Source organism: Limnohabitans sp. (assembly GCF_044361645.1).
Lineage (GTDB): Bacteria > Pseudomonadota > Gammaproteobacteria > Burkholderiales > Burkholderiaceae_C > Limnohabitans_A.
Genome location: NZ_JBIKIL010000049.1, coordinates 1 through 24510, shown reverse-complemented (window position 1 = coordinate 24510; position 24510 = coordinate 1). Strand labels below are relative to the sequence as shown.

The 24510-nt window shown below is 62.4% G+C and carries 23 protein-coding genes and 1 pseudogene; 12 read left to right on the top strand and 12 right to left on the bottom strand.

From position 1 onward, the window contains the following. Positions 1-940: pseudogene (locus ACIQ39_RS09495) on the top strand (hypothetical protein); the annotation flags it as partial. A 55-nt stretch (positions 941-995) separates the two neighbouring features. Here ACIQ39_RS09495 and dapD read toward each other — a convergent pair. Next, complete coding sequence (gene dapD, locus ACIQ39_RS09490) at positions 996-1973, bottom strand: 2,3,4,5-tetrahydropyridine-2,6-dicarboxylate N-succinyltransferase (protein ID WP_396434369.1); 978 nt, start codon at positions 1971-1973, stop codon at positions 996-998. Positions 1974-2146: 173 nt separating this feature from the next. Between dapD and ACIQ39_RS09485 the strand changes: the two genes are divergently transcribed. From ACIQ39_RS09485 to ACIQ39_RS09465, 5 genes are all read left to right on the top strand, one after another. Further along, positions 2147-3025 carry a MaoC family dehydratase N-terminal domain-containing protein gene (locus tag ACIQ39_RS09485; protein WP_396434368.1) on the top strand — a complete coding sequence of 293 codons (879 nt, stop codon included), beginning with the start codon at positions 2147-2149 and terminating at the stop codon, positions 3023-3025. Positions 3026-3064: 39 nt separating this feature from the next. Beyond that, complete coding sequence (locus tag ACIQ39_RS09480; protein WP_396434367.1) at positions 3065-4225, top strand: acyl-CoA dehydrogenase family protein; 1161 nt, start codon at positions 3065-3067, stop codon at positions 4223-4225. Between the two features lie 221 nt (positions 4226-4446). Further along, on the top strand, positions 4447-4611 hold the full coding sequence (locus tag ACIQ39_RS09475) for a hypothetical protein (RefSeq protein WP_396434371.1): 165 nt from the start codon (positions 4447-4449) through the stop codon (positions 4609-4611). Positions 4612-4806: 195 nt separating this feature from the next. Continuing rightward, positions 4807-4971, top strand: a complete 165-nt coding sequence (locus ACIQ39_RS09470) for a hypothetical protein (protein WP_396434370.1) — start codon at positions 4807-4809, stop codon at positions 4969-4971. Between the two features lie 193 nt (positions 4972-5164). Further along, entirely contained in the window at positions 5165-6346 is a 1182-nt protein-coding gene (locus ACIQ39_RS09465) for a CaiB/BaiF CoA transferase family protein (protein WP_396434366.1), read from the top strand. 321 nt (positions 6347-6667) lie between these two features. Here the strand turns inward: ACIQ39_RS09465 and ACIQ39_RS09460 are convergent, their stop codons facing one another. The 6 genes from ACIQ39_RS09460 to ACIQ39_RS09435 form a co-directional block, all read right to left on the bottom strand. Continuing rightward, positions 6668-7669, bottom strand: coding sequence for a phosphotransferase enzyme family protein (locus ACIQ39_RS09460; protein ID WP_396434365.1), 1002 nt, complete (start codon positions 7667-7669; stop codon positions 6668-6670). Between the two features lie 172 nt (positions 7670-7841). Continuing rightward, positions 7842-9173 (bottom strand): type II toxin-antitoxin system HipA family toxin, encoded by a 1332-nt coding sequence (locus ACIQ39_RS09455; protein ID WP_396434364.1) that lies wholly within the window; start codon positions 9171-9173, stop codon positions 7842-7844. Further along, the gene (locus ACIQ39_RS09450; RefSeq protein WP_396434363.1) at positions 9170-9496 is read right to left on the bottom strand and encodes a helix-turn-helix domain-containing protein; all 327 of its coding nucleotides are present in this window, start codon (positions 9494-9496) and stop codon (positions 9170-9172) included. Before ACIQ39_RS09450 ends, ACIQ39_RS09455 begins: the two co-directional genes overlap by 4 nt. Before the next feature lie 163 nt (positions 9497-9659). Beyond that, positions 9660-10049, bottom strand: coding sequence for a CoA transferase (locus ACIQ39_RS09445; RefSeq protein ID WP_396434362.1), 390 nt, complete (start codon positions 10047-10049; stop codon positions 9660-9662). A 95-nt stretch (positions 10050-10144) separates the two neighbouring features. Next, a complete protein-coding gene (locus tag ACIQ39_RS09440; protein WP_396434361.1) occupies positions 10145-11131 on the bottom strand; it encodes an MDR family oxidoreductase in 987 nt (328 codons plus the stop codon). 474 nt (positions 11132-11605) lie between these two features. Beyond that, positions 11606-12496 carry a DMT family transporter gene (locus tag ACIQ39_RS09435; RefSeq protein WP_396434360.1) on the bottom strand — a complete coding sequence of 297 codons (891 nt, stop codon included), beginning with the start codon at positions 12494-12496 and terminating at the stop codon, positions 11606-11608. 109 nt (positions 12497-12605) lie between these two features. Here ACIQ39_RS09435 and ACIQ39_RS09430 point away from each other — a divergent pair, with 109 nt between their 5' ends. Both ACIQ39_RS09430 and ACIQ39_RS09425 read left to right on the top strand, forming a co-directional pair. Beyond that, positions 12606-14204 (top strand): alkaline phosphatase D family protein, encoded by a 1599-nt coding sequence (locus ACIQ39_RS09430; RefSeq protein WP_396434359.1) that lies wholly within the window; start codon positions 12606-12608, stop codon positions 14202-14204. Between the two features lie 67 nt (positions 14205-14271). After that, complete coding sequence (locus tag ACIQ39_RS09425; protein ID WP_396434358.1) at positions 14272-14895, top strand: TetR/AcrR family transcriptional regulator; 624 nt, start codon at positions 14272-14274, stop codon at positions 14893-14895. Positions 14896-14904: 9 nt separating this feature from the next. Here the strand turns inward: ACIQ39_RS09425 and ACIQ39_RS09420 are convergent, their stop codons facing one another. The 3 genes from ACIQ39_RS09420 to ACIQ39_RS09410 all read right to left on the bottom strand — a co-directional run bounded on the left by ACIQ39_RS09420 (position 14905) and on the right by ACIQ39_RS09410 (position 17310). Then, positions 14905-15327 (bottom strand): universal stress protein, encoded by a 423-nt coding sequence (locus ACIQ39_RS09420; protein ID WP_396434357.1) that lies wholly within the window; start codon positions 15325-15327, stop codon positions 14905-14907. 127 nt (positions 15328-15454) lie between these two features. Continuing rightward, a complete protein-coding gene (locus ACIQ39_RS09415) occupies positions 15455-16336 on the bottom strand; it encodes a metallophosphoesterase (RefSeq protein WP_396434356.1) in 882 nt (293 codons plus the stop codon). After that, complete coding sequence (locus ACIQ39_RS09410) at positions 16333-17310, bottom strand: LysR family transcriptional regulator (RefSeq protein ID WP_396434355.1); 978 nt, start codon at positions 17308-17310, stop codon at positions 16333-16335. Before ACIQ39_RS09410 ends, ACIQ39_RS09415 begins: the two co-directional genes overlap by 4 nt. A gap of 141 nt (positions 17311-17451) precedes the next feature. On the opposite strand from ACIQ39_RS09410, the gene ACIQ39_RS09405 reads away from it, so the two are divergent. After that, positions 17452-17922, top strand: a complete 471-nt coding sequence (locus tag ACIQ39_RS09405; RefSeq protein ID WP_396434354.1) for a hypothetical protein — start codon at positions 17452-17454, stop codon at positions 17920-17922. 208 nt (positions 17923-18130) lie between these two features. Here ACIQ39_RS09405 and ACIQ39_RS09400 read toward each other — a convergent pair whose 3' ends face one another. Together ACIQ39_RS09400 and ACIQ39_RS09395 are read right to left on the bottom strand one after the other, a co-directional pair. Further along, entirely contained in the window at positions 18131-19033 is a 903-nt protein-coding gene (locus ACIQ39_RS09400; protein ID WP_396434353.1) for a DMT family transporter, read from the bottom strand. 105 nt (positions 19034-19138) lie between these two features. After that, entirely contained in the window at positions 19139-21049 is a 1911-nt protein-coding gene (locus ACIQ39_RS09395; RefSeq protein ID WP_396434352.1) for a phosphoenolpyruvate carboxykinase (GTP), read from the bottom strand. Positions 21050-21262: 213 nt separating this feature from the next. Here ACIQ39_RS09395 and modA point away from each other — a divergent pair, with 213 nt between their 5' ends. From modA to ACIQ39_RS09380, 3 genes are all read left to right on the top strand, one after another. Further along, positions 21263-22078 carry a molybdate ABC transporter substrate-binding protein gene (modA, locus tag ACIQ39_RS09390; RefSeq protein ID WP_396434351.1) on the top strand — a complete coding sequence of 272 codons (816 nt, stop codon included), beginning with the start codon at positions 21263-21265 and terminating at the stop codon, positions 22076-22078. Positions 22079-22211: 133 nt separating this feature from the next. Next, positions 22212-22889, top strand: coding sequence for a molybdate ABC transporter permease subunit (gene modB / locus ACIQ39_RS09385; protein ID WP_396434350.1), 678 nt, complete (start codon positions 22212-22214; stop codon positions 22887-22889). Then, on the top strand, positions 22889-24058 hold the full coding sequence (locus ACIQ39_RS09380; protein ID WP_396434349.1) for an ABC transporter ATP-binding protein: 1170 nt from the start codon (positions 22889-22891) through the stop codon (positions 24056-24058). The genes modB and ACIQ39_RS09380 overlap by 1 nt, the downstream gene beginning before the upstream one ends. The last annotated feature ends 452 nt before the right edge of the window (positions 24059-24510 follow it).

Sequence of the window (24510 nt, the reverse complement as noted above, 5' to 3'; positions counted from 1 at the left end):
CAACGCAAGCCCCCCCACCGCCAATGCAAGCCCCCCGGCCGCCATGGCGACCCCTTTCACCGTCATTGCGAGCGAAGCGCGGCAATCCATGGACCACTTCGCGCCTGCTGATGATGGGTCGTTGAGCCAGGACATTTGGTGGTGCAACATCTCAGGCGGCACCGACTTTGCGGGCGCTTTTGTGGGCGGCCACCGCGAGCTGCCGCAAGAGCCCGGCGTCATGCAATGCCGCGAACTTGGCTGTGCGGTGGAGTCCTGGAACGAAGCGGGCGAGCCGGTGTTGGGCGAAGTGGGCGAGCTGGTCTGCACCCAGCCCATCCCGTCCATGCCGCTGTACTTTTGGGGCGACTCCAACAACGCCCGCTACTTGGCCAGCTATTTTGAGATGTACCCCGCAGGCCACGGCCGCATGCCCGGTGGTGGCAACGGCCCGGCCAGCATGGGCGGCGTGTGGCGGCATGGCGACTGGCTGCGCATCGGCAACGCGCAAGGCGAGGGCGAAGGCTGTGTGATCTTTGGCCGCAGCGACGCCACCATCAACCGCTACGGCCTGCGCATGGGCACCAGCGAGCTGTACAGCGCGGTCGAAGCCCTGCCCGAAGTCATGGACTCGATGGTGGTGGACCTGGAGTATTTGGGCAAAGAAAGCTACATGCCTTTGTTTGTGGTGCTGCGCCCGGGTACGGCGTTTGACGACGTGATCAAAGCCAAGCTCAACAACGCCATCAAGCTCGCGCTCAGCCCACGTTTCATCCCGAATGAAATCTTCCAGGTCGCCGAGATCCCGCGCACCCTGTCCGGCAAAAAACAAGAACTGCCGATCAAAAAACTCATGTTGGGTCAGCCACTGGAAAAGGTGGTCAACAAAGACGCCATGGCCAACCCGGGGTGCCTGGATTGGTATGTGAGTCTGGCCAAACAGCACCTGGCCAGGGCTTAAAAAAACGGCGTGCCGCTCATGCGTGCACGCCGTTTTGTGTTGAGCAGATCCGAACTCAGTTCTTGTGCAACTCCGCGTTCAACTCGCCCCAACTCTTGTTGCGCGGAATGGCGTGCAAAGCCCCCGACTGTGAGTCGCGGCGGAACAAGATGCCGTTTTTGCCGGACAGCTCTTTGGCTTTCATGACCGAACCATCGGGCATTTGCACGCGGCTGCCGCCGGTGATGTAGCAACCGGCTTCGACGATGCAGTCGTCGCCCAGCGAGATGCCGATGCCCGCATTGGCCCCCAGCAGGCAGCGCTTGCCCACCTTGATGACCTCTTTGCCGCCACCCGACAGCGTGCCCATGATGGACGCGCTGCCGCCGATGTCGCTGGCGTCATCCACCACCACACCGGCGCTGATGCGGCCTTCGACCATGCTGGCGCCCAAGGTGCCGGCGTTGAAGTTGCAAAAACCTTCGTGCATGACGGTGGTGCCGCTGGCCAGGTGCGCGCCCAAGCGCACGCGGTCGGCGTTGGCAATGCGAACGCCCGACGGGATCACGTAGTCCGTCATCTGAGGGAACTTGTCCACGCCTTTGATCTCCAGCACACGGCCCGCAGCGCGAGCCCGCATGCGGGCAGCGCTCACTTCGCTCACAGCGCAGGGGCCAAAGTTGGTCCAGGCCACATTGGCCAGCAGGCCAAAGATGCCGGTCACATTCGCACCGTGTGGCAGAACCAAGCGGTGGCTCAGCAGGTGCAGGCGCAGGTAGGCGTCGTGCGTGTCGGCGGGCGCGTCGGCCAAGCTTTTGATCTCGGTGCGCACGGCCACCACGGTGGTGCCGCGCACGGCGCAGGCGCTCAGGGCTTGGGCCACGTCAGCACCCAGGGCGTCGATGGCTTGGGCTTGGGTCAGGCGGGTGCTGCCGCTGGCGGCCACGTCGCTGGCCAGCTCAGGGGCTGGGTACCAAGTGTCCAACACGGTGCTGTCGGCGGCCAAGGTGGCCAGGCCGGTGGCGCGTGCGCCGGTGGTTTGGAATGTGCTCATGGGGGTTTTCTCCGTAGCGAATGCCTAAAGGCATGGATTATCGTGGATGGGGTCCATGACACAGGCTTGCACCCAGTCGATTGCGGGGGGCTGTACCCTCAGAGCGCCGCACAATCCCCCACTTTGGCAAAGACAGAAGGCCCGCTGGCGACGACTCGGCGAAGATCACACCCATGAACACCTCCACCACCTTAGACGCGACCCAAGTCGCCCACCTGCGCAGCTGGGAAGGCCGCAGCGAAACGCTGACCGACGAGATCGTGGCTGCGCCCTTGCGTGGCCAAAGCGCCCTGCTCGACCGTGATGATGCCCGCCAAACCGCGGGCAGCGAGGTGCCGCCGCTGTGGCACTGGCTGTACTTTTTGCCGCAGGCCCCGCAAAGTCAGATCGGGCCCGACGGCCACCCTTTGCGAGGGGGCTTTTTGCCGCCCGTGCCGCTGCCGCGCCGCATGTGGGCTGGCGGTCGCCTGCAGTGGCAAAGCAACCCGCTGCGCGTGGGCGATGCGGCGCAAAAGCAGTCGCGCATCGCCTCGGTCAAGCACAAGTCTGGCCGCACGGGCGATTTGTTGTTTGTCGAGATTGAGCATGCTTTGAGCAACGCCCAGGGCCTGTGCCTGAGCGAAACCCACGACATCGTGTACCGCGCAGCCGCCATACCGGGCGCTCCCGAAGTGCAGCCCACCGCGGCCGAAACCGGCGCGCCTTGGCAGCGCGCGTTTGTGCCCGACCCGGTGTCGCTGTTTCGCTATTCGGCGCTCACCTTCAACGGGCACCGCATCCACTACGACCGCAGCTACGTGACGCAAGAAGAAGGCTACCCTGGCCTGATCGTGCACGGCCCGCTGATCGCCACCTTGCTGGTGGACTTGGTGCGCCGCCAAATGCCGCAGGCGCGCCTGGCCTCGTTCCAGTTCCGCGCCGTGCGCCCCACTTTTGACCTGCACCCCTTCCGGCTGAATGGCCGACCGTCTGAGGATGGCAAGACGATTGAGCTGTGGTCTTGTGACCACCAGGGCTGGCTCACCATGCAGGCGCAGGCCACGCTGGCCTGACGCTGTTTGGCCTGAGATGTTTCACCGATACAAAAAACCATGCACACCTCACCCGACCCCTACCAAGACATCCGCGACGCGGTGCGCGCCCTGTGCGCCCAGTTCCCTGACGAGTACCACCGCAAGGTGGACGAAAAGCGCGGCTACCCCGAAGAATTTGTCGACGCGCTCACCCAAGCCGGTTGGATGGCCGCGCTGATTCCACAGCAATACGGCGGCTCGGGCCTGTCCATGGCCGAGGCCTCGGTGATCATGGAAGAGATCAACCGCTCGGGCGGCAACTCGGGCGCCTGCCACGGTCAGATGTACGTGATGAACGCCATCGTGCGCAGCGGCTCGGACGCGCAAAAGAACACGCTCTTGCCCCAGATCGCCACCGGCGCGTTGCGCATCCAGTCCATGGGCGTGACCGAGCCCACCACCGGCAGCGACACCACCCAACTCAAGACCAGCGCCGTGCGCAAGGACGGCCGCTGGGTCATCAACGGCCAGAAGGTCTGGATTTCGCGCATCCAGCACAGCGACATGATGATTCTGCTGGCCCGCACCACACCCGCCGACCAGGTCACCAAACGCTCCGAAGGCCTGTCCTGCTTTTTGATTGATCTGAAGACCGCCATCGGCAACGGCCTCACGGTGCGGCCGATCTTGAACATGGTCAACCACGAGACCAACGAGCTGTTTTTTGACAATCTGGAGATCCCCGAAGACGCGCTCTTGGGCGAAGAAGGCCAGGGCTTCAAGACCCTGCTCGATGGCCTGAACGCTGAGCGCGTGCTGATCGCCGCCGAGTGCATTGGCGACGGTTACTGGTTCATTGACCGCGCCACGCAATACGCCAAAGACCGTGTGGTGTTCGGCCGCCCGATTGGTCAAAACCAGGGCGTGCAGTTCCCGATTGCCGACGCCTTCATCGAACTCGAAGCGGCCAACCTGATGCGCTGGAAAGCCTGCGAAAAAATCGACACCCTGCAAAATGCCGGGGCCCAAGCCAACATGGCCAAGTACCTCGCGGCCAAGGCCAGCTGGGAGGCGGCCAACGTCTGCCTGCAAACCCACGGCGGCTTTGGCTTTGCCTGCGAATACGACATCGAGCGCAAGTTCCGCGAAACGCGCCTGTACCAAGTCGCACCGGTGTCGACCAATATGATCTTCAGCTATGTGGCCGAGCACATCCTCGGTTTGCCCCGCTCGTTTTAAAGGAAATGGCAAAACCCTGTGTGTAGGAGCGCTCTCTGAGCGCGATCAAGCATCGCCTCTTCGCGGTCGCAGACCGCTCCTTGAATACGGGTAAAACCCTGTGTGTGTAGGAGCGCTCTCTGAGCGCGATCAAGCACCGGCTCATCGCGGTCGGAGACCGCTCCTACAGGAGTAAACCCAACTGCATGCATTCATTGATCAAATCTGAGGGCCAGATCGATATGACAAGACCTCTGGACGGCATCACCGTCGTCTCTCTCGAACACGCCATTGCCACGCCCCTTTGCACGCGGCAACTGGCCGATATGATCTTCGGCTACGTGGCCGAAGCACATCCTCGGTTTGCCCCGCTCGTTTTAAATACGGGCGAAACCCTGTGTGTGTAGGAGCGCTCTCTGAGCGCGATCAAGCACAGCCTCTTCGCGGTCGCAGACCGCTCCTTGAATACGGGTAAAACCCTGTGTGTGTAGGAGCGCTCTCTGAGCGCGATCAAGCATCGCCTCTTCGCGGTCGGAGACCGCTCCTACAGGAGTAAATCCAACTGCATGCATTCATTGATCAAATCTGAGGGCCAGATCGATATGACAAGACCTCTGGACGGCATCACCGTCGTCTCTCTCGAACACGCCATTGCCGCGCCCCTTTGCACGCGGCAACTGGCCGATATGATCTTCGGCTACGTGGCCGAAGCACATCCTCGGTTTGCCCCGCTCGTTTTAAATACGGGCGAAACCCTGTGTGTGTAGGAGCGCTCTCTGAGCGCGATCAAGCACCGCCTCATCGCGGTCGGAGACCGCTCCTTAAATACGGGCGAAACCCTGTGTGTAGGAGCGCTCTCTGAGCGCGATCAAGCACAGCCTCATCGCGGTCGGAGACAGCTCCTACAGGAGTAAATCCAACTGCATGCATTCATTGATCAAATCTGAGGGCCAGATCGATATGACAAGACCTTTGGACGGCATCACCGTCGTCTCTCTCGAACACGCCATTGCCGCGCCCTTTTGCACGCGGCAACTGGCCGACTTGGGCGCACGCGTCATCAAGGTCGAGCGGCCCGGCGCGGGCGACTTTGCGCGGGCCTACGACACGCGGGTGCGCGGCCAGGCCTCGCACTTTGTGTGGACCAACCGCTCCAAAGAGAGCCTCACGCTCGACCTGAAAAACCCCCACGCCATGGCCGTGCTGCGCGAGCTGCTCAAGGACGCGGATGTGCTGGTGCAAAACCTAGCGCCCGGTGCAACTGCGCGCATGGGCTTGTCGTTCGAAGCGCTCAGCGCCACGCACCCCAAGCTCATTGTTTGCGACATCTCGGGTTACGGCGAAGACGGCCCTTACCGCGACAAGAAAGCCTATGACCTGCTGATCCAAAGCGAAGCGGGTCTGCTGTCGGTCACTGGCACGCCAGAGGCCCCGTCCAAGTCGGGCAACTCGATGGCCGACATCGCGGCGGGCATTTATGCCTACACCAACATCCTCTCGGCCCTGCTCTTGCGCGGCAAGACCGACCAGGGCAGCCACATCGACGTGTCCATGCTTGAGGCCCTGAGCGAATGGATGGGCTACCCGCTGTATTACGCCTTTGAGGGCGCAGCGCCTCCCCCTCGAACCGGTGCTTCGCATTCCAGCATCTACCCCTATGGCCCCTTTGCCGTGGGCGACGGCGGCACGGTGATGCTGGGCCTGCAAAACGAGCGCGAGTGGAAAGTGTTTTGCGAGGGGGTGCTGGGCGATGCCGCCTTGGCCAGCGATGCGCGCTTTTGCACCAATGCCTTGCGCAACACCCACCGTGCTGAGCTGCAAGCTTTGATTTTGGGTGTGTTTGCCACCATGCGCACGGCCGAAGTTGAAGCCCGCTTGGACCAAGCGCAAATCGCCAACGCCCGCATGAACGACATGGCGGGTGTGTGGGCCCACCCGCAGCTCAAGGCCCGCCAGCGCTGGCAACAAGTGGGCTCGCCCGCAGGAGACATCCCCGCCCTGCTGCCTCCGGGGCGCAACAACCGCTACGACTACCGCATGGACCCCGTGCCCGCTGTGGGCGAGCACACCGAGGCCATCTTGCGCGAGCTGGGCCTGGACGCGGCGGCGGTGCAAGCGCTGCGGGCCAGTCAAGCGATTTGAGCTTGCCCAAACCCATTTGTTGTCTCAGGATGCGCGCTTGCCTCAGGCCTTAGCCCCCCGTGAATGGCGGTAAAGCGCAGGATGCCACGCGGGCCAACTTCTTCATTGGCGCACATGCCGCCGTGGCGGGCTTGTCCGTGCGCACGCGGCATGTGCGGCGGTATGCGAGCCACTGTCCAAGGGTGCAATTGATTGCACCTGAAATGAATTGAGTCAAAACCAAGACCCCCGCCAGCGCACCCTTCGTCGAAATTCGAGATGCCATTTTCAAACCCGACAATGCCGCAAGACCGGAGGCCTTGTGGCGACCAGGGCGGGCCACTAAGTGGGCAATTGCAACACCGCCCATTGACGCAGCAATTCGACCTGCCGGTGCAGTTGGCCCGTCGTCATGGTTTGTGAACCCCAGGTCGGCACGCGTCCTGCGAACTCGCCCAGCAACCAAAATTGCCGCACTGACATGAAGCGTGCGATGGCGGCAAGGTCGGCATCCGAGACCGGCCGCCTATCCCGGTAAGCAGAGATGAAATTTTTCCACCGCATTTGCACCCTGCTGCTCGCCTCCTCGTCGGGCATGCGCGGGTAAAGGTTCCATGGGTAGACCGCAAGCTCATAGGCCAGATAGCCCGGCCCTGCCTCGTCAAAATCGAAAAAGATGGCCTCGCGGTCCCCATCACTGTTGGTGGTGATGAAGTTGTTCTGACCATGCGCGTCGCCATGACACAGCACGTGGCTGAGTTCACCCATGGCAAGAATTTCATCGTGTAGCCGCAAGCCCAGTTTCTCGAATTTCGGGCGCAATTGAGCAGTCATGGAAGGCGCGCGAAGCAATCCCTCCAGCGGTTTAAGGAGAAGGTAATTGAGGTCAAGCACATAGGCACTCCTTGGCCCTTGGTAGCTTTCGCCGCCTGTGTGCAAGGCGGCCAACCCCTGTGCAAAGGCTTGAACGTCAGCGGTTTCTGGACCGGTCATCTCCCCGTCCAGATACTCGAACAGCATCAGTGTTCGAGTGCCTTCAGGCAGCGGCACCTGAATGGTTATCTCGCCTGCCACCGTTGTGACGCAGCGAGAGACTGGGCAGCCAAGCTGTGCCCAATGCTCCAGCGCCGCCGCTTCAAACAATGCATTGGGGCCACCCCTCGGTCGGTCAGCGCAAAGCCGTGCTACAACGCGGCGCCCGCTGGCAAAGTCAAGTCGATAGACCTGATTGAAGCTGCGCCTTAGAAACTCACTTTCAACGACCTCGCCCAGTCCATAGCGGGCCTGCACAAAGGCGGCGATGCTGTTTGCCGTTGGTGTCGACTGCGCGATTTGCAGTTGCATGCTTGCCCCCAAAAAAGGGCGTGATTTTGGCACAGCAGCACGAAGACGCGAAAAGCCATTTCCGGATTGCTGGAGGACTGCTGGATGGGCACGAAGGCATTTGCCTTTTGAGTGACTGCAAACGGTTCAATGGGGTCAAAAAATGGCGCACCGTCTTGACTCGGCCAATGCTTCAGCTCATCAGTTTCAAGGGGCTGCGGCCCAGGACCCTTCTGGGGGCTTTCGGGTCGGCTGCCTTGGCCAGTGCCGCATCGTCCAACAAAGGCTCCAAGCTTGGTAGCTTCCAGGCTTTTTGCAGACGAAGGCTGTTCATGCCCTCGTTCCAGGCCCGCAGCATGCGCACGCCCACCTCGGTGAACTGCTTGTACTCACGCGTGGCGCGCAGCACCTCTGGTGATACCGCCACGATGGCCTCACACACGCGCTCCACTTTGGTTTGGACCGCTGCCAAGCCGATGCCACAGTAATGCTGCAAGAACAAGGGCAGTGCCTTACCCGGGCTCCAGGTCTGGCGGCCTTGGATGGACATGCTTGGCGGATTGTTGCAATAGTCGTCGTAGACGCTGATGCTGAGCATGTCGTAAACGGGTGCCAGTCGCACATCCTGCCGGCTCGAATAGAGCAAGGCGATGTTCTTGGTGTGGCAGTCCGCGTTGCGCAGCGCATAGGTCAGCAGTAAGAGGTTGCCCAAGTCCGAGAGAGCGGCAGCCTGGCACCCCACAGGGGTCACGTCCTTGATGCGCTTGGCCACGCGCTCCCAGGTGGCTTCGTATTTCTGTTCCGGTCGCAGCGAAAGCAGGCTGCAAAGGTCTTCCATGCCCAGACGGGTCTGACCGTCTTCGTCGCAGTCAAAGCGGTGCACGACCAGGGCCTGTGCGTCGTCGGAGACCTCGGTCTTTGCGGCGTTGCCAAAGGCGCGCTGTGCCACTTGCATGCAGAAATGCTCGTTCAGAGCCACCCCAGGCAGGGAGGCGGGCGTGCCCTTGACGATGAATTTGTCGGTGGCCAGTGTGGCCTTGCCCAGCAGCTTTTTGGCATCCTGGCCCGCAGCCGCCGGCGCAAGGAACTTGGGCACCACGCCGCTGACCCCGCTCACGGCGAACTCTCGCACCAGGCCCATGAAGGCTTGCTCAGAGTTGTCACCGCGCAAGATGTTGCGGACCTCGAAGGCCACCGGTGGCGACTTGGGGTCTGCGCCTTCAGGGGCGACTTTCACGCGCCCGATGGCATTGCGTCCGACCACGCTCAGCAGGTTCAGGGGCGAGGCGCCGACATGGGGCCCCAGGCGCTCTTGCAGTACCGAGAGCAGAAAGCCCTCGGGCAGGTTCATCCGAAAGAGCGGGTGCAGCTCCGGGTACTCGTAAGACTGGGTGCGCACGGGCATGAGCAAGGAGGTGAATTGCTCGGGCTTGGCCGTGGGGTAGTAGGAGAGCACGTGCTGAAAGCCATCGGGCGAGTCCAGCGTGGCCACGGCGGCGTCATGGACAAAGACGGTCAGTTTCATTGTTCACCTCTGGCTTGCTGGGTCAGTGGGTGTTGGGCTTCAATTTGAACCTGCGCACGGCGCTCGGCCAGCGCATCATCCAAGGTGAAGCTGGCCGCAAGCCCACGCAGCGGGGTCACGCTCAGGCCCACCCCCAGCACCTCCAGCAGGCGAAGGAGTTTTCTGGAGCCAAATTCGCTGAGTTGGCCCGTCTCCAGTCGCGCCAGCGTGGACTGGGCCAGGCCACTGAGCTTGCCCAGCTCGCGTTGGGACAGGCCCTGACCGCGTCGCAGGCGAGCCACCTCCAACCCCAGCTCAGGCAAATTCGTCAGGTGCATAGACATGGGCGCTCCTCCGGGGCGGTTCAGCAGATGAAAAACAGTGCTTTATTTATCATCAAATCAGGTGGCGAATCGTAAGGTTTAGCACTTTGAGCCTTGCCGTTCTGATAGCAAATATACCATCGGCTCGAAAATCACCGTTGTCACCGCAAAATTTGCAGGCCCCTCAAACCACCCTTTGCCTTACCAGTCCCTTCGCCTGCGCCTCACGCAGCCCCAAGGCCTCTCGCAGTGTCTGCAAACTGTGCTTGCCCAAACCTGGCAGCGCGCGGTGCGTTTCGGGGGATGCCGACCAGTTCAGCGGGCTTGGCACCACGCGCACGGCCCGGTCTGAACGGTGGCGCAGTGCCACCTCCATTTGGCTGGGTTGGGTTTGCGGGTCTGCAAAGACGTGCGCCATGTCGTTGATCGGGTCGGCCGGAACGCAGGCATCGCTCAATTGTTGCAACAACAGCGCCCGCCATCGCTTGCGCACCAAAGCTTGCACGGCGTCGCGCAGTTCGCTGGGGTGGGCAATGCAGTCGACCGTGACAACGCAAAACGCTTCAGTTTGCAAAACTGATATGGCTGTCAAGATAGGCCACGGGGCGGCCATTTCTTGCTGCAAATATCAAAAAACTCACAACCTAAGCGTTTGTACGCCAAGGCCGCTCAAGCGTTCACGTTCACCACCACGCGTCCACGCACCTGCCCGGCCAAAATCTCCGCGCCCAGGCCGATGGCGTCGGCCAAACCCACTTCGCGGGTCATGCGTTCCAGCTGTGCGGCGTCCAGGTCTTGCGCCAAGCGCGCCCAAGCGGCTTCGCGCACGGCACGCGGGGCCATCACGCTGTCGATGCCCGCCAAAGTCACGCCGCGCAAGATGAAGGGCGCCACGCTGGACGGAAAGTCCATGCCCTGGGCCAGGCCACAGGCGGTGACCACGCCGCCGTATTGGGTGCTGGCGCAGGCGTTGGCCAAGGTGTGGCTGCCCACGGTGTCGACCACGCCCGCCCAGCGTTCTTTGGCCAGGGCTTTGCCGGGGGTGCTCAGCTCAGCACGGTCGATCACGTCGGCCGCGCCCAGCTGGCGCAGGTAGTCGGCTTCTTGCAATCGGCCGGTGCTGGCCACCACGCGATAACCCAGCTTGGCCAGCAGTGCAATGGCCACACTGCCCACGCCGCCGCCCGCGCCCGTGACCAGTAAGTCGCCCTTGTCCGGCGTCACGCCGTGCTTTTGCAGCGCCATCACGCACAGCATGGCGGTGTAACCGGCGGTGCCAATGGCCATGGCCTGGCGCGGGGTGAAGGCCGCAGGCAACTTGACCAGCCAGTCGCCTTTCAGGCGCGCCTTTTGCGCCAGACCGCCGCTGTGGCTCTCGCCCACGCCCCAGCCGTTGAGCACCACTTGGTCACCCGTTTTGAACAGCGGGTGCTGGCTCTCGGTCACCGTGCCCGACAGGTCAATGCCGGGGGTGAGCGGAAATTTGCGCACCACTGGGCTTTTGCCGGTGATGGCCAGGCCGTCTTTGTAGTTGAGGGTGGAGTAGTCCACCTGCACCCTCACGTCGCCTTCGGGCAAGGCGCTGTCATCCAGCGTCTTCAGGCTGCAGCGGTAGCCGGCGTCGTCTTTTTCAATTTGCAAGGCTTGGTAAGTCATGGGGGTCTTTCAATGAAAAGGTTTGTCTCTCAGTTGTAGAAGCGGTCTCCGACCGCGATGGGCAAAACCATTACCGCTGTTTTTGTAGGAGAGGTCTCCGACCTCGATGGGGCTTTTTTCGCGGTCAGAGACCGCTCCCACACAGACCCCTTGTAGGAGCGGTCTCCGACCGCAATGGGGTTGGCGAGACCATTGATCGCGGTCAGAGACCGCTCCCACATTGCCCACATTTCCCACGAGCCCACACGCCATGCCCATGAATCCCAGGCTGTGGGTGGTTGTGTGGGGCTTGCATTTTCGGTTGGCCAGCACGATCCCCAGCTTGTTTGTCTGTTGTAGGAGCGGTCTCCGACCGCGATGGGGTTGGCGAGACCATTGATCGCGGTCAGAGACCGCTCCCACATTGCCCACATTTCCCACGAGCCCACACACCATGCCCACGAAGCCCTGGCTGTGGGTGTTGGTGTGGAGGTTTCATTTTCGGTTGACCAGCACAATGCCCACCGCCACCAGTGCCAAGGACAGCGTCAGGGTGAGGGTCACGGCTTCGCCCAACCAGAGCATGCCAAACAGCAAGGCGAACAGCGGTGTCAAAAACACAAAGGCCGAAATTTTGGTGGCTGGGTAATGGCCCAGCATCCACATCCAGGCCAAATAGCTGGCGAAGGCGCCGACCACGGCTTGTACCGCCACCGAGCCCATGGCAAAACCGCTCCAAGGGCGGCTCCACGACTCCCCCATCAAGGCCGACACCATGACCAGCACTGCGGTGCTGACAGCCAGTTGGTAAAACAGCAGTTTTTCGGCCGAGATGCGCGTCAGGTTGCATGCGCGGATGGCCACCGTGGTCAGGCCCCACAAAGCGCCAGCGGCCAAGCCCATCAGGTCGCCCACAGCCCCGCCGCCGCCAAAACCTTCGCGCAGTGCAAACACCACGGCGGCAAAGGCACAGGCCATGCCCAACCATTGCACAGGTTTCAGGCCTTCGGTGCGGATGAAAAAGGGCAGCAAGGCCGCCACCCAAAAAGGCGAGGTGTACAAAAACACCGTGAGCCGCGAGGCTGTGGTGTGCTGCAGCCCGATGTAGATGAAAGCAAATTCGGCGGCAAACAAGCTGCCCACCAGCAAACCGGCCCACAAACTGCCGTCACGTGCAAACAGGCGCACACCGCGCCATTGGCACCACAGCCACAACAGCAGCGTGGCCCCCAAGCCGCGCACCGCCGATAAAAAAACCGGCGGCAATTCGGCCACGGTGGCTTTGACCAAGACCTGCTGAAAGCCCCAGAACATGCAACACACCAGCAGCATGCCCACGGCCAAGGCGTCCAGGTGGTCTTTGCGGGGGCGGGTCGAAACGCTCATGTGCGCCATTGTGCTGCCACCGGCTCGCCAGGCCTGTCACCCGCGGTGCGCCTGGCCTGGGCCTGTAAACATGGAGAATTCACCCACCTCCCTATTTGGCCTAAAGCTTGTGAACCCTTTGTCTTGCACCGCCCATGAACGCGCAAATCAGCGGGCGCTTTGGTCGCGCCGCGATCTGCACCGCCTGGCCTTGGCCACTGCGCTGGCCCCTTGGGCGGTGCCTGGCGCGCATGCGCAAAGCGCGCCGCCGCGCTGGCAGGCCAACCCCTTTGGCTTGGGCGTGGCCAGTGGCCAGCCGCAGCCAGGCAGTGTGGTGTTGTGGACGCGTTTGCTGATCGGTGCGGCCGATGCCGCCCTGCAGGCCCAAGGTGCGGCCGTGGTGTGCGAGTTGTTTGCCGATGAGGCGCTGCGGCAACCCGTGCGCCAATGGCGCTTGGCCACCCAGGCCAGCCGAGGCCACAGCCTGCATGTGCTGGCCGATGGCTTGCAGCCGGGACGGCATTATTGGTACCGCTTTGTGTGCGGCAACGCGGTCAGCCCAGTCGGCCGCACGCGCACCAGCCCAGCCACCGATGAAGCGGTGCGACGACTGCGTCTGGGCCTGGCGTCTTGCCAGCATTACGAGCAAGGCCACTACGCCGCGCACCAAGACATGGCCGCGCAAGATTTGGACTTGGTGCTGTTTGTGGGTGACTACATCTACGAAAACAGCAACAAGACATTCAAGATCCGTGCACACGAAAGCGGCATGCCTTTTTCGCTGGACGAGTACCGCGCACGCCATGCGCACTACAAAGCCGACCCCCACTTGCAGGCCTGCCATGCGGCGCACCCCTGGCTCATGACCTGGGACGACCACGAAGTGGTGAACGATTACGCCAACGACTTGGACCGCAAGTACACCGATCCGGTCGTGTTTTTGCAGCGGCGGGCGGCGGCGTATCAGGCGTACTTTGAACACATGCCTTTGCGCTTGGGGCCTGACCCCCTGCAGCCCAGCCAAATGCGCATCCACGACCGCATGGCTTGGGGCACGCTGGCCGAGGTGTGGACGCTGGACTGCCGCCAACACCGCGACCACCAAGCTTGCCCTGACCTGATGCGCGGCGGCGGGCGTGTGGTTTTGGGCTGTGATGCGCTGGCCGACCCGGCGCGCAGCATGCTGGGCATGCCCCAAGAGCAGTGGCTGACCGCGGGCCTCACGCAAAGCCGACAGCGCTGGAAGCTGCTGGCGCAGGCCACCTTGATGGCAAGCAGCGGCATACAGACCCCTTTGGGGCGCAGCACTTTCACCGACGGTTGGGACGGTTACCCGCAAGCCCGGGCGCGTTTGTTGCAGACCATTTCGGATGCGCGCCTGAGCGATGTGGTCATGCTGGGCGGCGATGTGCACGCCAATGTGGCCGCGCAGCTGCGCTTGCGGGCGGGCGATGAGCGTTCGCCCATCGTGGCCAGCGAAGTGGTCACCACATCGGTTTCGACCCGGGGCATGTCGCCCAACATCATGGCGCAAATTCAGCGCGACAACCCGGACATTCGGCATGCACGCTCAGACGAGCGTGGCTACACCCTGATCGATGTCAGGCCAGAGCGCCCGGAGGCGCAGTTTTTGACCACCCCGCACCCAGCGCGGCCGCAAGCTCGGCTGGCCTTGCAAGCACGTTGGAGCGTGCAGCAGGGGGTGGCAGGCATCGAGTCAGGGTCGTGAAGTGGCCTGAAAGCAGCCAAGGGTTACCATGCGGTCGCTTTTTGGCCTGCGCGGCTAGAATCGTCACATGAACACCGTCACCCTCGCCGCACCGAAAAAATCTTTCAAAGTCCAGATGCTCGCTGCCCGCGAGGTGGCCATCATCCAGTCGGTCAACCGGCTGTTGGCCGAAAAAGGCTTTGATGCCATGACGGTGGACGAGGTGGCGGCCGAAGTCGGCATCGCCAAGGCCAGCTTGTACAAGCACTTCACCAGCAAAGAAGAGTTGGCCTGCGCCGCCATGGTCACCGCCATGCGGCGGGCGCAAGAGGTGATTTTGGGCACCGACCCGCAGCTGGCCCCGCTGGACAAACTCAAGGTGGTGACCCGCTGGACCATGACCCTCAAGCTGCAAGGCCTGATGCCCTCGCTGCCCAGCCAAAACTCCAGCCTGCGCGCCACCTTGATGGGCAGCAAAGATTACATGGACGGCTTGATGCAAGTGAGCGATGCCTTGGGCGGCTGGATCGAAGAGGCCCAGGCGCTGGGCCAGATCAACAAAGCCCTGCCCGCTGTCGCGGTGCTGTACACCTTGTTTGCACGGGCTTGCGATCCGGTGCTGGAGTTTTTAAAAGTAGGCGAGCAGCACACCGACGAGCAAATCCTCGATCTGGTGATGAGCACCTGCTTCGAGGGTTTGAACGCCCGCTGAAACCCGGCTTTAGCGAACCAGCAGCACCGGCGCTTTGCTGTTGGCCAGCACCTGTGTAGCGACCGATCCCATGACCAAGTTGCCCAGCACGCCGTGGCCGTGCGAGCCCATCACCACCAAGTCAAACTTGCCACTGTCGGCGGTTTTGGAAATGGTCTCGCCTGCGTGCCCCACTTTGGCCATGGTTTTGGCATCGATGCCATGGCGCAGCAAAAACTTGGTCACGGGGCTGAGCACTTTTTCGGCTTCGTCGCGGTGGTAAGCGTCGACCATTTCCTTGCCCACGGCAGACCGTGCACGCGGGGGCAGTTGGGGGCTCACGGTCAACAAGGTGTAATGGTGCTTTGTGCTGAACAGCTCGTCGTGCGTGGTCAGGTAAGCCAGCATTTTTTTGGTGTATTCGCTGCCATCCACGGCCAATAAAATTTTCATGAAGTTTCCCGGTTGCTTGACAAAACAGCTGGTGACTTTAACAGCTGCTTCAGAGCCCCGTCTTGACTTGGGTCATCCCATCCAAGTACCGGAGCGCCAGCTTTGTCGTGTGTCAGCATGCACCGAATCAAGCGGCTTGCACTTCCAACACGCCGTGCGGCAAAAAGTGCAGTTGCTCGTTTTTGCGCGCATAGCCCAGCGGGTTGGCCACCACGCGGCAGTTGTGCTGGGTGTAGTCGCTGGGGCAGTGCAAATGCCCGTGCAGCCACAGCTGGGCGTAGGGCAGCAGCGTGTCCAGCGCGTTGCAAAAACTGGCTGTACCGGGCACCCGCCCGTAGCGGGGGTCGGCGCTGTGCAAGCTGGGCGCAAAGTGTGTAACGACCACGGTGGGACCTGCAAATGGCGTTTTCAGTGCCGCACTCAACCAGTCTTGGCATTGCAGCGCTTGCTCGCGCAGGCCCTCGGCCAACCAGGCCTCGCCGTGCCGCGTGGTCAAGGTTTTGCGCAGGTAATGGTTGGCGGCTCGAAACGCTTTGTCGCGCGCTTTGAGCTGGCGCGTGTAGGGGCTGTTGGGGTGGCGCAAGTGCGCAGGGACCTTGTTTTGCAGCGGGTCGGGCACGGCTTGCCCCGCCAGGGGGCCAAGTGCGTCAAAGTCGCTCCACAGCGTGGTGCCCACAAAGCGCACGCCTCCCAGATGCAGCACTTCGCGCTCGAGCCAGGTGATGCCCAAGCGGGCGCAGCTTGCTTGCAAGCGCTTGTGGGCTTGGTCAAAGTCCAGCCCGTCGTACTCGTGGTTGCCCGGCACAAACAACACCGGTGTGGGCCAACCGTGCAGGGGCGAAAACCGCGCCAAGCCAAAGTCGCCATCACCCGCAGCGGTCAGGGCCGAGCCGGTTTGGTACGAGCCAATGTCGCCCGCCAGCACCAAGATGTCGGCCCCGGGTGCCGGGTTGGGTACAAAGTCGGGGTGGGACTCCAGGTGCAGGTCAGAAAGGAGTTGAATCTTCATGTGGGGGCGTCCGTGGCAAATGCCTGGCGTGCCACTTGTTGCAGTTGGGTGCGCAGCCATTGGTGGGGGCTGTCTTGTTGCCGGTTGCGGTGCCACAGGGCGTGCACTTGCACGGGCGGCACGTCAAAGGGCAAATCGTGCAGCACCAAATCTTTGGCCATGCCGGTGGTGGGCACAAAGTGGCGCGGCAGCACCGTGAGCAAATCGGAGTTCACCACCACCCGACCGGCTGTGAAAAACTGGTTCACCGTGAGCACAATGCGCCTTTGCTGCCCGATGGCGGCCAATGCTTCGTCGACAAAGCCATAGGCGCGCCCTGAAAAACTGACCAACAAGTGTCTGGCGGCGCAGTAGGCCTGCAGGCTGATGGGGCGTTTGGCCAATGGGTGGCCTTGGCGCATCACACACACGTATTCGCCCGAATACAGGCGCTGGTGCTCGAACGTGACGGCTTCACCCGATTGGGCGCGAGCGGTCAGGTCGGCCAGCACCGCCGGAAAATAGCCCAGTGCGATGTCGGCCTTGTCTTCGCTCAGCAGTTGGCGTGGGTCGCGCGTGGTCAGGGGCAGCACCCGCAAGGACACGCCGGGGGCTTGCAGTTCCAGTTGCCGCGCCAGCCCGCCCATGAGTTCGGCGGCGGTGGCATCCGCCATGGCCAGGACAAAAATGCTGCTGGCCTGCTGCGCCTCAAAATGGCTGGGCACGATGGCCGCTTGCAGTTGCCGCAAGGCCTCGCGCACGCTGGGCCAAAGCACCAAGGCCCGGGGTGTGGGCTCGATGCCGTGGCCGTGGCGGCGCACCAGCTCATCGCCCAAGGTTTCGCGCAGTCGGCGCAGGGCATTGCTCACGGCGGGCTGGGTCAGCGCCAAATTGTGTGCGGCACGGGTCAGGCTGCGCTCGGCCATGACCTCGTCAAACACCCGCAGCAAGTTCAGGTCGAGGCTGCGGAAACTGACGGAGAGTGGGGTGTGCATGTCGGGCCTTAAGTATCACCATTATGAATGATATCCATCATGAATATAAAGTTGAACAACACTGGTAAAAACCCTAGTATGTGTTGAATGTTTTGTTGATTTGAACATTCAAAAAAGCAAAATTTTGCAAGGGAATAAAAAATGAACACCGTTAAAGAAAGCATTTTGCGCCACGCGCCCCCCACTGCGGCAGGCGCGCTGAGCGTGCCGTCTTCAAGTCAAACACTGGCCACGGTCATGCTGGCCGCAGGTGTGGCTGCCTTGGTGGTCATCGCTGACCGAATGATCGACAGCTGGGCCCAGTCCCACGTGGTGGCGGCTTGGGTGGCGCTGTGGGCCGTGGCGGCCTTGGCGATGGGTTTGCTGCGTGGCATCACGCGCGCCTTGGCGCACCAGCTGATGAAGGTGTTGGATGCGTGGTCTGCCCAAGTGGCCAGTCGCCGCGCTGACGAGCGTTTGTGGGCCATGGCGCAGTCGGACCCCCGACTCATGAGCGACCTTCAAGTCGCGCTGGACGTCGCCGCCAATGACGCCACCCCCGCACGCGACCTGGAAACCCAGATCACTGGTCGAGCCGCGCGCTTGGTGCGCGACCGTCTTTACTACATCTGAAGCTTCAAAACGCAGTGGTCTTGCCCCCGCGCGCGCGCGGGGGCAATCTTGGCCTGGCCAAACCGTGCGTTTACCTGGCCGACAGGCTTGCGGCTGGCTTGGGCTTGCGGCTGGCTTGGGCTTGCGCCCGGCGGGACTGGCCAAACGGGGCCTGGTGCGCCAGCCCAGCGGGGCAAGGCGCAAGGGCTTGACGCCGGTCGCAAGAGGCTCAGCGCTTAGAAGCCATGTAAATGCCGGGCAAGATCAGCGCCGCGCCCATGACGTGGTGCCAGCCCATGGCTTCGCCCAACACCAGCCATGCGGCCAAGCCGCCGTACAAAGGCCCCAAATACATGCTGGCAGCCACGCGGCTGGCACCCAGCACTTTTTGGCTGAAGCCATAGGCCCAGTACGCCCCAATGCCCGGTAACAGACCAGCGGCCACCACCAATACCGTGGCTTGCAGGGTCCAGGCGGGTCGGTCGGCTTGCAGGTACTCCCACAGGCTGAAGGGCAGCAGCACGATCACGCCCCCCATGCAGATGGCGGCCAGGCGGGCGGTGGAGCCCAGTGGGGTGCTCCACTTTTTTTGCAGCAAAGCAAAGCCTGCCCAGGCGGTCATCGCCACCACGATCCAGGCGTCACCCGCCACCCACTGCACCTGACCCAGTGACAGCCACTGGCCCTTGACCACCACATGAAAAACCCCGCTCATGGCCACCACCACCCCCAGGCCTTGCCGCCAAGAAAAGCGCTCACCCAACCAGATCACCGCGCCCATGGCGATCAGCACGGGCGAGGCCGCATAAATCAGCGCGATGTTGATGGCCGAGGTGGTCTTGGCACCGTGGTACACCCAGGCCCCGCAAATGAGCATGCCCAAAGCGCCCAGCACCAAATACCGACCACTTTGTGCCAAGGTGCTGTGGCGTTCGCGCCAAAGCTCGCTGCGCGCAAAAAAGGCCAAAATGGCCCCGGCCAAAGCCCAGCGGCCCAAGGCCAACATGTGCGGCTCCACCACGCCGGGGGCGGAGCGGGCCACGATGTAATTCACGGACCACAAGGCGGGCGTGAGCCACATCAGCCACAGCGCTATGCGGCTGCGGGATTCGGCGGATTGAAACAAAGACATGGACAGATTGTGCCGAGAAGAAAAACCGCCCCGGTTTTTGACCGGGGCGGTGAACAGACGGCGGGGTGCACCGGCGCAGTCAAGCAGCCAATGCGCGCAGGGGTTTTACGCCAAACGCGCTTGCAAAGAGGCTTTGGTGTTGAGCAGGGCCTGGGGCAGGTGATGGGCCAATTGTTCAAACAGTGTGTCGTGCAATTTGAACTCTTCTTGCCAAGCCGCTTTGTCGATGCGGGTGACGGCATTGAACTGTGCGGCGCTGAAGTTCAGCCCGGTCCAGGTGATTTCGTCATAGGTGGGCACAACGCCAAACAAGGTGTCTTGGCCTTGGGCTTTGCCCTCCAAGCGGTCGATCATCCACTTGAGCACGCGCATGTTGTCGCCGTAACCGGGCCAGATGAACGCGCCGTCCTCACCCTTGCGGAACCAGTTGACGCAGTACATGGCGGGCAGCTTGTGGCCAGCGGCCTGGGCTTGTACCTGTGCTTTTTCGCCGGTGTTGAGCCAGTGCTGGAAGTAGTCGCTCATGTTGTAGCCACAAAACGGCAGCATGGCAAACGGGTCGCGCCGCACCACGCCTTGCGCGCCAAAAGCGGCGGCGGTGGTCTCCGAGCCCATGGTGGCGGCCATGTAAACGCCCTCGGTCCAGCTGCGCGCTTCGGTGACCAGCGGCACGGTGGTCGAGCGGCGGCCACCGAAGATGAAGGCGTCGATCGGCACCCCGGCCGGATCGTCCCAAGCGGGGTCCAAGGCCGGGTTGTTGGTGGCGGCCACGGTGAAGCGGGCGTTGGGGTGGGCGGCCTTGGCGCCGGTTTCTTTGGCAATCTGGGGGGTCCAGTCCTTGCCTTGCCAGTCGATCAAATGGTCGGGCAGTTTGCCGCTGTCTTTTTCCATGCCTTCCCACCACACGTCGCCGTCGTCGGTCAGGGCCACGTTGGTGAAGATCACGTCCTTGTGCAGGCTGAGCATGCAGTTGGGGTTGGTCAACATGTTGGTGCCGGGGGCCACGCCAAAGTAACCCGCTTCGGGGTTGATGGCGTACATCTTGCCATCGGTGTGGGGCTTGACCCAGGCGATGTCGTCGCCAATGGTGGTGACTTTCCAGCCTTCAAACGCGGCCGGCGGCACCAACATCGAGAAGTTGGTCTTGCCGCAGGCGCTGGGGAAAGCGGCTGCGACGTGGTACTTTTTGCCATCGGGTTTGGTCACGCCCAAAATCAGCATGTGCTCGGCCAACCAGCCTTGGCTACCGGAGGGGCCGCTGGCCGCTTGTTTGCCCATGTTGGAGGCGATGCGCAGCGCAAAGCATTTCTTGCCCAACAGCGCGTTGCCGCCGTAACCCGAACCGTAAGACCAAATCTCGCGTGTTTCAGGAAAGTGCACGATGTATTTGGTGCTGGGGTTGCAAGGCCAAGAGGTCTTGTCTTTTTCGCCTGCGGCCAGTGGCGCGCCCACGGTGTGCACGCATGGCACAAAAGCGCCGTCGGTGCCCAGCACGTCAAACACGGCTTTGCCCATGCGGGTCATGATTTTTTGGTTGACGGCCACGTAAGCGCTGTCGCTCAACTCAATGCCGATGTGGCTGATGTGTGAGCCCAAAGGCCCCATAGAAAACGGCACGACGTACATCGTGCGCCCAGCCATGCAGCCGTCAAACAGCGGGTTCAGGGTGGCGCGCATTTGCGCGGGTTCCATCCAGTTGTTGGTGGGGCCAGCGTCTTCTTTTTGGGCCGAGCAGATGAAAGTGCGGTCTTCCACACGGGCCACATCCGAAGGGTCAGACCAAGCCAGGTAAGAATTGGTGCGCTTGGCGGGGTTGAGCTTTTTGAAGGTGCCCGCTTCCACCAATTCAGCGCACAGGCGGTCGTATTCTTCTTGCGAGCCGTCGCACCAATGCACGTGGGCGGGCTTGCACAGGGCCGCCATTTCGGCGACCCAGGCGATCAGTTTGGCGTTCTTGACGTAAGCGGGGGTGTTCAGGCTGCTGAGGTTCAGGCCCTGCATCACAGGTGAGTTCATGGCTGGCTCCAAGTTTAAAAATCGTTTTTTCAAAACCGCCAAGCAGGGGCTTTGAAAAAACGGCTCGGGGGCTGAGATACTGGCGGCGACTGAAGGGGTGGGCGCAGGCTTTTTGGCAAACCGCGGGGGCTTGATTTTAGGGAGCCTGACCGGCGTGTGCCTGGTCTTGCGGCGCAAAACCCCCTTAAAACTATGCAAAGGAAGCATGACGTTATGCACGACAAGCACAAGGACCCGGTCTGCCAAAGCCGACGCGCCAGTCTGGGGGTGGTTGGGCTTTGTGTTGGGGTTTGCTTGGGCGCGGGTGTTTTCTCAAGCCATGCCCAAGTGCCGGTGCGCCTGCCCATCGCGGCGGCGAGCAACTTGAAGTTTGTGCTAGCTGACCTGGCAAGCCTTTACAGGCAACAAACAGGCGTTCAGGTCGAGGTCAATTTGGGGGCCTCGGGCAATTTGGCACGGCAGATTTTGCAAGGCTTGCCGGTGCAGCAGTTCATCTCGGCCGACGAAGCTTGGGTGGCCGAGTTGGTCAAAGCCGGGCGCACGCTGGACGCCGGGCAGCGTTACGCCACCGGGCGTTTGGCCTTGATCGTGCCTAAAAACTCGGCACTCCCGCTGGCCCAAGGCTTGGCGGCGGTGGTGCGCGCGATGAAGCCGGGCGACAAATTCGCACTGGCCAACCCGGCGCTGGCCCCTTACGGCGTGGCCGCCGAGGAGGCTTTGCGGCAAGCAGGGGTCGGGCCATTGCCTGTGCGGCAAAAAGTGCTGGGCGACCACATCGGCCAAGCCACCCAGTTCGTGGCCACCGGCGCGGCGCAGTCGGGCATCACCGCGCTGGCGCTGGCCAGCGCCCCCGACATCGCGCGCAGCCTGCAGGTCTTGCCCTTGCCCGCTGAACTGCACGCGCCCTTGCACCAACGCATGGTTTTGCTTCAAGGGGCCAGCCCAGCAGCCTTGGCCTGGCATCGGTTTTTGCTGAGCCCGGCCGCGCAGGCGGTGTTTGTGCAGCAGGGTTACGCCTTGCCGCAATAATCAGGGCTTGCGCAAACCTTGGGACCAATGGCGCTGGGGGCATGCAAAGCCCGCAGCAACGGCCCAAGGGCTCGCCATGCAGGCGAGCCTGTCTAAAACGCATTTTTCACACCCTCACTGACGTCACCCCTCCATGGATTGGTCTGCCCTCACTGTATCGCTGACTTTGGCTGCTTTGACCACCTTGGTTTTGTTGCCGGTGGGCTTGGCGTTGGCGCGCTGGCTGGCGGTCACCGCCTGGGCTGGGCGGCCGGTGGTCGAGGCCTTGCTTTTGCTGCCCCTCTTGCTGCCGCCCACGGTGATTGGTTTTTACTTTTTGGTGGCCTTTGGCCAGGGCGGCGCTTTGGGCGCGTGGCTGGCGGCCTCAGGCGTGCGTTTGGTTTTCACGCTCGAAGGCTTGCTCTTGGTCAGTGTGTTGGTCAATCTGCCCTTCATGGTGCAGCCGATTCAGCGCGCCTTTGCAGCGGTGCCGCACAGCCTGCGCGAAGCAGCCTGGGTCTCGGGCTTGTCCAGCTGGCAGACGTTTTGGCGTATCGAATTGCCCCTGGCTTGGCCCGGTTTGCTGGCCGGTGTCGCGCTCACGGTGGCGCACACCCTGGGCGAATTTGGCGTGGTGCTGATGGTGGGCGGCAACATCGAGGGCGAAACCCGCACCCTGTCGGTATCGCTGTACGACAAGGTGCAAGGCATGGACTTGCAGTCGGCCCATGTGATGGCGCTGGCGCTGGTGGGCGTGTCATTGCTGGCGCTCACCTTGGTGTTGGCCTTTGACCGGGTGGGCCAGCGTGGCCGCGCCCTGCAGGAGCGCTGATGCAAGGCTTGCAAGTGCAACTGCGCTCGGCCAGCCCGATCCGTCTGGAGGCCGAATTTGACTGCGGCGCGGGCGAGTTGGTGGCCTTGGTGGGGCCGTCGGGCAGCGGCAAGACCAGCATGCTGCGCGCCATCGCCGGGCTGTGGACCCCGGCCGATGTGCAAGGCCATGTGCGGGTGGCGGGCCAGGCCTGGTTGGACACGGCAGCGGGCGTGCAGCTCAGTGCGCAGCAGCGCCGGGCCGGTTTGGTGTTTCAGCACTACGCCTTGTTTCCGCACATGACGGCGCACGCCAACGTGGCCCTGGCTGCGGGCGCGGGCTGGACCGGGGCCGATGTGCAGGCCTTGCTGGCACGCTTGGGTTTGGCCACATTGGGTGCACGCAGACCGGCGCAACTGTCGGGCGGTCAGCAGCAACGCGTGGCTTTGGCGCGGGCCGTGGTGCGCGTCATGCCCACGCCGACGGTGGCGGGCACACAGGCCAGCTTGCCCGGCGTGCTGTTGCTTGATGAGCCTTTTTCGGCGGTGGATGCACCCACCCGCCAAACGCTCTACCGCGAGTTGGCCGCTTTGCGCCAAAAGGTGTCGGTGCCCATGGTCTTGGTCACGCACGACCTGCAAGAGGCCCGCCGCCTGGCCGACCGGGTGGTGATCGTAGACGCCGGCCACAGCTTGCAAACCGGCGCACCCGCCAGCGTGTTTGCCAGCCCACGCAATGCCCGGGTGGCCGAGTTGGTGGGCATACAAAACCATTTTGAAGGGCGCTTTTTCAAAGACAAACCCGGCTGGGGGCGCTTGCGCTGGACCGATGCGCCATCGGCCAACAAGGAACTGGCGTTGGCCGTCTTTGACAAAAACAAGATCGACGATGGCACCCCCGTGACCTGGGTGCTGAACGGAGAACAGGTGGATGTGATGGCCGATGGCGAGGTGCCCAGCCTTGCGCCGCTCGGCCACACCCGCTTGCGCTGCCAGGTGCTGGAGGCCTTGTCCTTGGGCGAAATCAGTCTGTGCACGCTCAGGCCCGAAGCCTTGCCCAGCCAAGCCATCACCTTGAACCTGAACACCCGCCTGTTGCAGCGCTTGCAAGTGGGCGCCGGGGGCTGGGTGCAATTGCTGATCGCGCCACAGGCACTGCACATCATGCCGGTGCGCACCAGGTCGGACTGAATCTCTGAGCATGCGGCTCGGGCCCATGCAGACGGCCAGCTCACTGCGTTCATCGCAGAGACAAGCCTTCCCACCAGAGACAAGCCTTCCCACCAGAGACAAGCCTTACCACCAGAGACACCTTGCCCCGTCATCGCGAGGCACGAAGCGATCTCCAGATTGCCGCGCTTCGCTCGTAAGATTGCCGCGCTTCGCTCGCAATGACACAGGAAGCCAAACCATCCACGCACAGGCATGCCAAGCAAGCAACGGTCAGCTCACTGCGTTCAGCCCAGAGACAAGCCTGCCCACCAGAGACAAGCCTTACCACCAGAGACAGCTTGCCCCACAAGTTCGACACTTCCTGCACGTAAGTGATTGATTCGATTAGAAACCGAGGTCAAACCGCAGACTACAAAACAGGCTTGGCGAGGTCTGATGAGGTCGGCGGTGTCAATTCCAGGGCCGCAAAC

Excerpts from the sequence above, each read along its gene's own strand:
- dapD (WP_396434369.1), bottom strand. The coding sequence starts at position 1,973 with ATGAGCACATTCCAAACCACCGGCGCACGCGCCACCGGCCTGGCCACC.
- ACIQ39_RS09485 (WP_396434368.1), top strand. The coding sequence starts at position 2,147 with ATGAACACCTCCACCACCTTAGACGCGACCCAAGTCGCCCACCTGCGC.
- ACIQ39_RS09480 (WP_396434367.1), top strand. The coding sequence starts at position 3,065 with ATGCACACCTCACCCGACCCCTACCAAGACATCCGCGACGCGGTGCGC.
- ACIQ39_RS09475 (WP_396434371.1), top strand. The coding sequence starts at position 4,447 with ATGACAAGACCTCTGGACGGCATCACCGTCGTCTCTCTCGAACACGCC.
- ACIQ39_RS09470 (WP_396434370.1), top strand. The coding sequence starts at position 4,807 with ATGACAAGACCTCTGGACGGCATCACCGTCGTCTCTCTCGAACACGCC.
- ACIQ39_RS09465 (WP_396434366.1), top strand. The coding sequence starts at position 5,165 with ATGACAAGACCTTTGGACGGCATCACCGTCGTCTCTCTCGAACACGCC.
- ACIQ39_RS09460 (WP_396434365.1), bottom strand. The coding sequence starts at position 7,669 with ATGCAACTGCAAATCGCGCAGTCGACACCAACGGCAAACAGCATCGCC.
- ACIQ39_RS09455 (WP_396434364.1), bottom strand. The coding sequence starts at position 9,173 with ATGAAACTGACCGTCTTTGTCCATGACGCCGCCGTGGCCACGCTGGAC.
- ACIQ39_RS09450 (WP_396434363.1), bottom strand. The coding sequence starts at position 9,496 with ATGTCTATGCACCTGACGAATTTGCCTGAGCTGGGGTTGGAGGTGGCT.
- ACIQ39_RS09440 (WP_396434361.1), bottom strand. The coding sequence starts at position 11,131 with ATGACTTACCAAGCCTTGCAAATTGAAAAAGACGACGCCGGCTACCGC.
- ACIQ39_RS09435 (WP_396434360.1), bottom strand. The coding sequence starts at position 12,496 with ATGAGCGTTTCGACCCGCCCCCGCAAAGACCACCTGGACGCCTTGGCC.
- ACIQ39_RS09425 (WP_396434358.1), top strand. The coding sequence starts at position 14,272 with ATGAACACCGTCACCCTCGCCGCACCGAAAAAATCTTTCAAAGTCCAG.
- ACIQ39_RS09420 (WP_396434357.1), bottom strand. The coding sequence starts at position 15,327 with ATGAAAATTTTATTGGCCGTGGATGGCAGCGAATACACCAAAAAAATG.
- ACIQ39_RS09415 (WP_396434356.1), bottom strand. The coding sequence starts at position 16,336 with ATGAAGATTCAACTCCTTTCTGACCTGCACCTGGAGTCCCACCCCGAC.
- ACIQ39_RS09410 (WP_396434355.1), bottom strand. The coding sequence starts at position 17,310 with ATGCACACCCCACTCTCCGTCAGTTTCCGCAGCCTCGACCTGAACTTG.
- ACIQ39_RS09405 (WP_396434354.1), top strand. The coding sequence starts at position 17,452 with ATGAACACCGTTAAAGAAAGCATTTTGCGCCACGCGCCCCCCACTGCG.
- ACIQ39_RS09400 (WP_396434353.1), bottom strand. The coding sequence starts at position 19,033 with ATGTCTTTGTTTCAATCCGCCGAATCCCGCAGCCGCATAGCGCTGTGG.
- ACIQ39_RS09395 (WP_396434352.1), bottom strand. The coding sequence starts at position 21,049 with ATGAACTCACCTGTGATGCAGGGCCTGAACCTCAGCAGCCTGAACACC.
- modA (WP_396434351.1), top strand. The coding sequence starts at position 21,263 with ATGCACGACAAGCACAAGGACCCGGTCTGCCAAAGCCGACGCGCCAGT.
- modB (WP_396434350.1), top strand. The coding sequence starts at position 22,212 with ATGGATTGGTCTGCCCTCACTGTATCGCTGACTTTGGCTGCTTTGACC.
- ACIQ39_RS09380 (WP_396434349.1), top strand. The coding sequence starts at position 22,889 with ATGCAAGGCTTGCAAGTGCAACTGCGCTCGGCCAGCCCGATCCGTCTG.